5 protein-coding genes are annotated in these 5544 nt (G+C 68.2%); all 5 read left to right on the forward strand.

Annotated features, from left to right (window positions below; translation table 11 throughout):
- Window positions 1–202 (forward strand): type VI secretion system domain-containing protein (locus tag Q427_RS01635; protein WP_043510436.1); only part of this gene is annotated, 202 nt, incomplete at its 5' end.
- A 100-nt stretch (window positions 203–302) separates the two neighbouring features.
- The gene (tssM, locus tag Q427_RS01640) at window positions 303–3953 is read left to right on the forward strand and encodes a type VI secretion system membrane subunit TssM (RefSeq protein WP_231613310.1); all 3651 of its coding nucleotides are present in this window, start codon (window positions 303–305) and stop codon (window positions 3951–3953) included.
- Window positions 3937–4518, forward strand: coding sequence for a GNAT family N-acetyltransferase (locus tag Q427_RS01645; protein WP_051496040.1), 582 nt, complete (start codon window positions 3937–3939; stop codon window positions 4516–4518). The genes tssM and Q427_RS01645 overlap by 17 nt, the downstream gene beginning before the upstream one ends.
- 31 nt (window positions 4519–4549) lie before the next feature.
- Window positions 4550–4837 (forward strand): type VI secretion system PAAR protein, encoded by a 288-nt coding sequence (locus Q427_RS01650; RefSeq protein WP_043510438.1) that lies wholly within the window; start codon window positions 4550–4552, stop codon window positions 4835–4837.
- A gap of 1 nt (window position 4838) precedes the next feature.
- Window positions 4839–5544, forward strand: a 706-nt coding sequence (gene tssI, locus Q427_RS01655; RefSeq protein ID WP_043510440.1) for a type VI secretion system tip protein TssI/VgrG, incomplete at its 3' end; no start/stop codon positions are given.

Below are 5544 nucleotides of genomic sequence, written 5' to 3' on the forward strand. Positions count from 1 at the left end.
CATTCTCGACCAGGGCCTGGCCCAGGCGCGCTCCCCGCGGGAGAGCGCCTACTGGCGGCTGGCCAGTGCCGACCTGCTGCGCGAGGCCGGCCTGGCATCGCTGGCCGACCACCACTACCGGTCGGTGCAGCAGTCAGTCGGCGGTATCGGCCTCGACCAGTGGGAGCCGGGGCTGCTCAAGCGGCTCGAGGCGGCACCATGATCATGCAGATCGAAATGAGCGGTATCCGGCAAATGAACAACGACGACACACGACACAACATCACCGACAGGGACGAGGGCCAAGGCTCATGTGGAAAAGTTTGAAGTCAGGGCTGAGCCGCTGGGTTCCCGGCGCCTCACGCGCCCAAAGCAATCTCAATCGTGCCAAGGGTCATGGCAACAAGGCCCAGGGTATCGGCAAGAAGGCGAGCAAGCTCACGACGGTGCTGTGGTGCCTGGTGCTGGCGGCGCTGGTCGCGGTGATCTGGTGGCTCGGGCCGATGTGGGAGGTGCGTGGCAGCTACCCACTGGGCCCCTGGCTCAATCGCCTGCTGGCCACCCTGGCGCTGGCCACCGTGGTGGCGCTGGTGTGGGGCATCCGCCTGGCCCGGCGGCTGCGCGAGCTGGACGACGAGCGCCGCCATGCCGAGCGCCTGCAGCTCGATCCGGCCCAGATGCAGGTCGAGCAGCAGGAGGAGACCCTCAATGCCACCCTGGATGAGCTGATCGACAATCTCGGTGCCGGCCCGGGGGCGCGCTACAAGCTGCCCTGGTACCTGGTGATGGGGGTCGAGAATGCCGGCAAGACCAGCCTGATCAACCGCTCCGGCCAGAACTTCGCCCTCACCCATGTGATGAAGGCCTCCGGCCAGGGCAAGAAGGGGCAGTTCGGCTTCGACTGGTGGATCGGCGACAAGGCCGTGCTGATCGACCCGGATGGCGAGCTGCTGACCCAGGGCGCCATGGAGGGTGGCGAACCCCAGGAGCTGCAGAGTCGACTGTGGGATCACTTCACGGGCTGGCTGGAGCGCAACCGTTCCCAGCGGCCGCTGGACGGCGTGGTGCTGGTGCTCGACCTGGCCCGGCTGAGCGACGCCCGGGTGGCGGTGCGCAAGGCCTATGCCTCGCTGCTGCGCGCTCGTCTTCGCGAGCTGATGGAGCGCCACGGCGCTCGGCTGCCGGTCTATGTCACCTTCAGCAAGATGGACCTGCTCCACGGTTTCGATGACTTCTTCCGCCACTACTCCCGTGCGGCCCGCCGTTCGCCGCTGGGCTTCACCTTCAGCGCCGACAGCCTCGACAAGATCGACCTGTGGGAGGATGAGTTCGCCGCCGCCTATGACGACATGCTCGACAGGCTCAATCGCAGCCTGCCGTCGCTGCTCGCCGAGTGCCGCGACCGGGAGGAGCGGGAATCGGTCTTCCGCTTCGTGCGTCAGCTTGCCGGCCTGCGCGACGTGCTGCTGGGCTTCCTGCGCGAGGCGCTCTCCAGCGATCGCTTCTCCACGGCGGCCATGGTGCGCGGCACCTATTTCACCTCGGTCTACCAGCAGGGGGTGCCCGAAGACCCCTTCGTCGATGCCGCCGCCCGCCGCTACGGCATGGCCGAAAGCATTCAGCCGGCCCATCGGGCGGCCCGCAGCGCGCTCTATTTCACCGAGGAGCTGTTCGACAAGGTGATCTACCCCGAGGCGGGGCTGGCCGGCGACAACGCCCGGGCCGCGCGCCGTCGTCGGCGTATGCGCCGGACCAGCGTCTTCGCCTGCCTGCTGGGGGCGGCCGTGCTGGTCGGCGGCTGGAGCCACTTCTATCAGAAGAACGCCACGGCGCTTGCCGCCGTGGAGGAGAAGGCCCAGGAGTTCCTGGCCACCCAGCCCGATGAACTGCAGGGCGACGATCCCACCGGCTATGCCTTTCTCGACCCGCTGGACCGGCTGCGGGGCGCCACCCTGGCGTTCGGCGACTACCGCGACCAGCTGCCATGGCTGGCCGACATGGGCCTCTATCAGGGCCAGTCGGTGGGCCGCGAGGTGGAGAACGCCTACCTGGCCATGCTCTCCTATCATTTCCTGCCCGCACTCATGGTCGGCATCATGGATGACATGAACCGCGCGGAAGAAGGCAGCAACGAGAAGCTGGCGCTGCTGCGCGTGCTGCGCATGATGTCGGACGCCAGCGGCCGTCAGCCCGAACGCGTCCGCGACTTCATGGAACGGCGCTGGCAGCGTGAATTCGCCCAGCGCGGCAGCGTTCAGGAGCGTCTCCTCGACCACCTCGACTACGCCATGGCCCACACCGACCTGGAAGGCCAGGTAACGGCGGGCGACCGCCACGCCGAGCAGGCCATGGCGGCCCTGCGCGGCAGCCTGCAGGCCGCCCAGGAAGAGCTCTTGCGCCAGCCCATGGACGAGCGGGTCTACGCCACCCTCAAGGCGGGCAGTGACCGCCGCAGCGGAGCGGTACTGGACCTCCGCCAGGGCGTGGGGCCCGCCTTCAGTGCCGTTTTCATGGCGCGTGACGACGAGGACGAGAGGCTGCGCCTGCCCACTCTGGTGACCCGCGACGGCTTCGAGGGCTACTTCCTCAAGGAGGTCGAGCACGCCACCGAGCTGGCGCTGATCGACCTCTGGGTGCTGGGTCGCCGAGACGACATCACCTTCAGCGAGGCCGACCAGCGACAGCTGCGCGATGCCCTGAACGAGCGCTATGTCAGCGACTACCACGTGACCTGGCGTCAGGTGCTGGACGATGTCTTCCTGGTGCCGATTCCCGATATCGACCAGGCCGTGGTGGTGGCCGACACCCTGCTCGGCGCCAGCCGGCCGCTGGACCGCCTGCTGGGCGAGGTGGCCAACCATACCCGCCTCTACCCCGAGCTGCCGGTCGACGACGAAGCGGCCCGCCAGGCGCTGGAGCGTTCTGCCCGTTACCGCCTGGCTGGCGATATCGAGCGCAACTTCCGCGATCTCAACGGCCTGCTCGATACCCGGGGCGACAATCCCTCGGATATCGCCGAGATCAAGGCGGCCATCGCCGAGCTGCGCGACTACCTGCGCCATGTGCAGGGTGCCAGCGACCCGGGCCGGGCCGCCTTCGTCAGTGCCCGCGACCGCCTGGCACTGCGCGGTGGCGACCCCATTCACAACCTGAAGCGCATCGCCGAGAACACCCCAGCGCCGGTGGACCGCATGCTCGAAAGCCTGGCCGACCAGAGCTGGCAGCTGTTGATGGCCAGCGCCATCCGCCACCTCGAGCACCAGTGGCTCGACGATGTCGTCGCGCCCTACCAGAACCGGCTGGCCGGCCGCTATCCGCTGGTGCCCGGTTCATCGCGGGATGTCTCACTGACCGATTTCGAAGCCTTCTTCGGTCCTGGCGGCACCCTCGACAGCTTCTACCAGGACAACCTGCGGCCCTTCATCGAGGAAGCCTCCGAGCAGCTGCTGGACGCCGACGGCAACTCGCTGCTGCGTGACAGCGTGTTCACGGCGTTCCAGCGCGCCGAGCGTATCCGCGAGGCCTATTTCGGCCGTGACGGCGTGCTCGACGTGGAGTTCTCCCTCGAGCCGATCAGCCTCAGCCCCGACAAGCGGCGCGGTGTGATCAGCGTGGATGGCCAACTGATCGAATACGCCCATAGCGCCAGCAACCGGGTGCCGATGATCTGGCCCAATGCCCTGCGGGGTGGTACCGAAAGCCGCCTGACCCTGGTGCCGAGCCAGGTCAACCGCTCGCCGCGCAGCATGTCCCGCGACGGCGCCTGGGCCTGGTTCCGGCTGCTTGACGAAGCCGAGATCACCAGCGCCGGCGAGCGCGACCTGGAGCTGCGCTTCAGCGTCGATGGCGGCACCATTCGCTATCGTCTCAGCGCCAATGGCTCGCGCAACCCCTTCACCCGACCCCTGGCCGCTGGCTTCCAGCTGCCCACCGCACTCTATGCCGAGGGAGGCCTGAATGCTGACGATGTTTAAGCGGCTGTTTTCCGGAGGACGCGGGGCCGCCAAGGCCGTCCCCGCGCCGTCGGACACCGCCATGGTCGGGTTGGAGACGGCCCAGGTCGAGGACATCGAACGCTTTCTCGAGGCGGCGCGCCGGGCCGATGCCCAGGGGCACTCCCCCTGGGTGCTGCGCGACGAGACGCGCCTGGACACGCTGCGGCGGGCCCTGGAGTTCACCGCCCACCGGGGCCTGTGGCTGCAGCGCGACGGCAGCCATGTCGCCCATTGGCAGGGCCAACTGCTGGTACTGCGCCATAACGAAGGGCCGCTGCTGGGCATGCTGCTGGCCTGCCGGCCGGACGACGAAGCCGCCTGGCAGCTGCGCTTCTTCTTCATCGAGCCGGAGTGGCAGGGCAGTGGCCATGGGGCCCGCCTGCTGATGGCGGCGCGGCGCAGCCTCAGCGGCACCCCGCTGCAGTCTCGCCTTCCGGTGGCCTGCGAGGCGGCGATCCGCAGCCTGGAGAAGGCCGGGTTCAAGCGCATGCATGTCAATGCATCCAACGTAGCCAGTTTCGAGGCGCCGGCCGAGTGGGATTAAGGTTTGGGTGCCTGACAGAGGAGAACGACAGATGGGACGCAAGCTCGTACTCGTGGGTGACATCGGTACCGATCACGACGGTTTTCCGCCCACGCCGGTCATTGCCGGCAGCCCCACCGTGCTGATCGATGGCAAGCCCGCGGCACGCCTGGGCGACCCCTTGGCGCCGCACAGCAAGCCCAATCACTCGTCGCACCCGCGTGCCATCGCCGAGGGCTCGGGCACCATCCTGATCGACGGCAAGCCGGCGGCGCTCACCGGCCATGCGGTGGACTGCGGCGGCGTGGTGATCGGCAGTGCCACCGGCGAGGGCAGCTGACATGGCCAATCAGACCGGTCTTCAATTCACACTCGCCCTTGCCGGGGCCGATGACCTCGACCTGGCCGTGGTCGACCTCACGCTGACCGAGGCGCTATCCCAGCCCTTCCACCTGACGGTCAACCTCGCCAGCCGCGATCCGGACCTCGCCGCCGAGACCTTTCTCGACCGCGAGCTGACCCTGACCATCTGGCAGGACGGCCAGGCGCTGCGCCGGGTCCACGGCATCGCCACCGAATTCGGCCGCGGCGACAGCGGCCATCGCCGCACCTTCTATACGCTGATCCTGCAGCCGGCGCTGTGGCGCCTGTCGCTGCGCCACAACTCGCGCATCTTCCAGCACGTCTCGCCGCTGACCATCATCAATACCCTGTGCGAGGAGCGCGGCATCACCGACGTGGCCTTCGCCGTCACCCGCGAACCCGCCGAGCGGGAGTACTGCGTGCAGTACCGCGAGACCGACCTGGCCTTTATCCAGCGCCTGGCCGCGGAAGAGGGGCTGTTCTACTTCCACGAATTCGAGAATGAAGCCGGCGGTGCCCACCGCCTGGTGTTCGCCGACGACCCCCAGCTCCTGGCCAGCCTCGGCAGCCGAACCTACCACGGCCGCGCCGGTGGCACGGCGCCACTGCGCCATGTGCGCAAACTCAAGCAGGTCTCTCGGGTCCGGCCCGCCTCGGCCATGCTCAAGGACTACTCCTTCAAGC

The organism is Halomonas sp. BC04, from assembly GCF_000568385.1.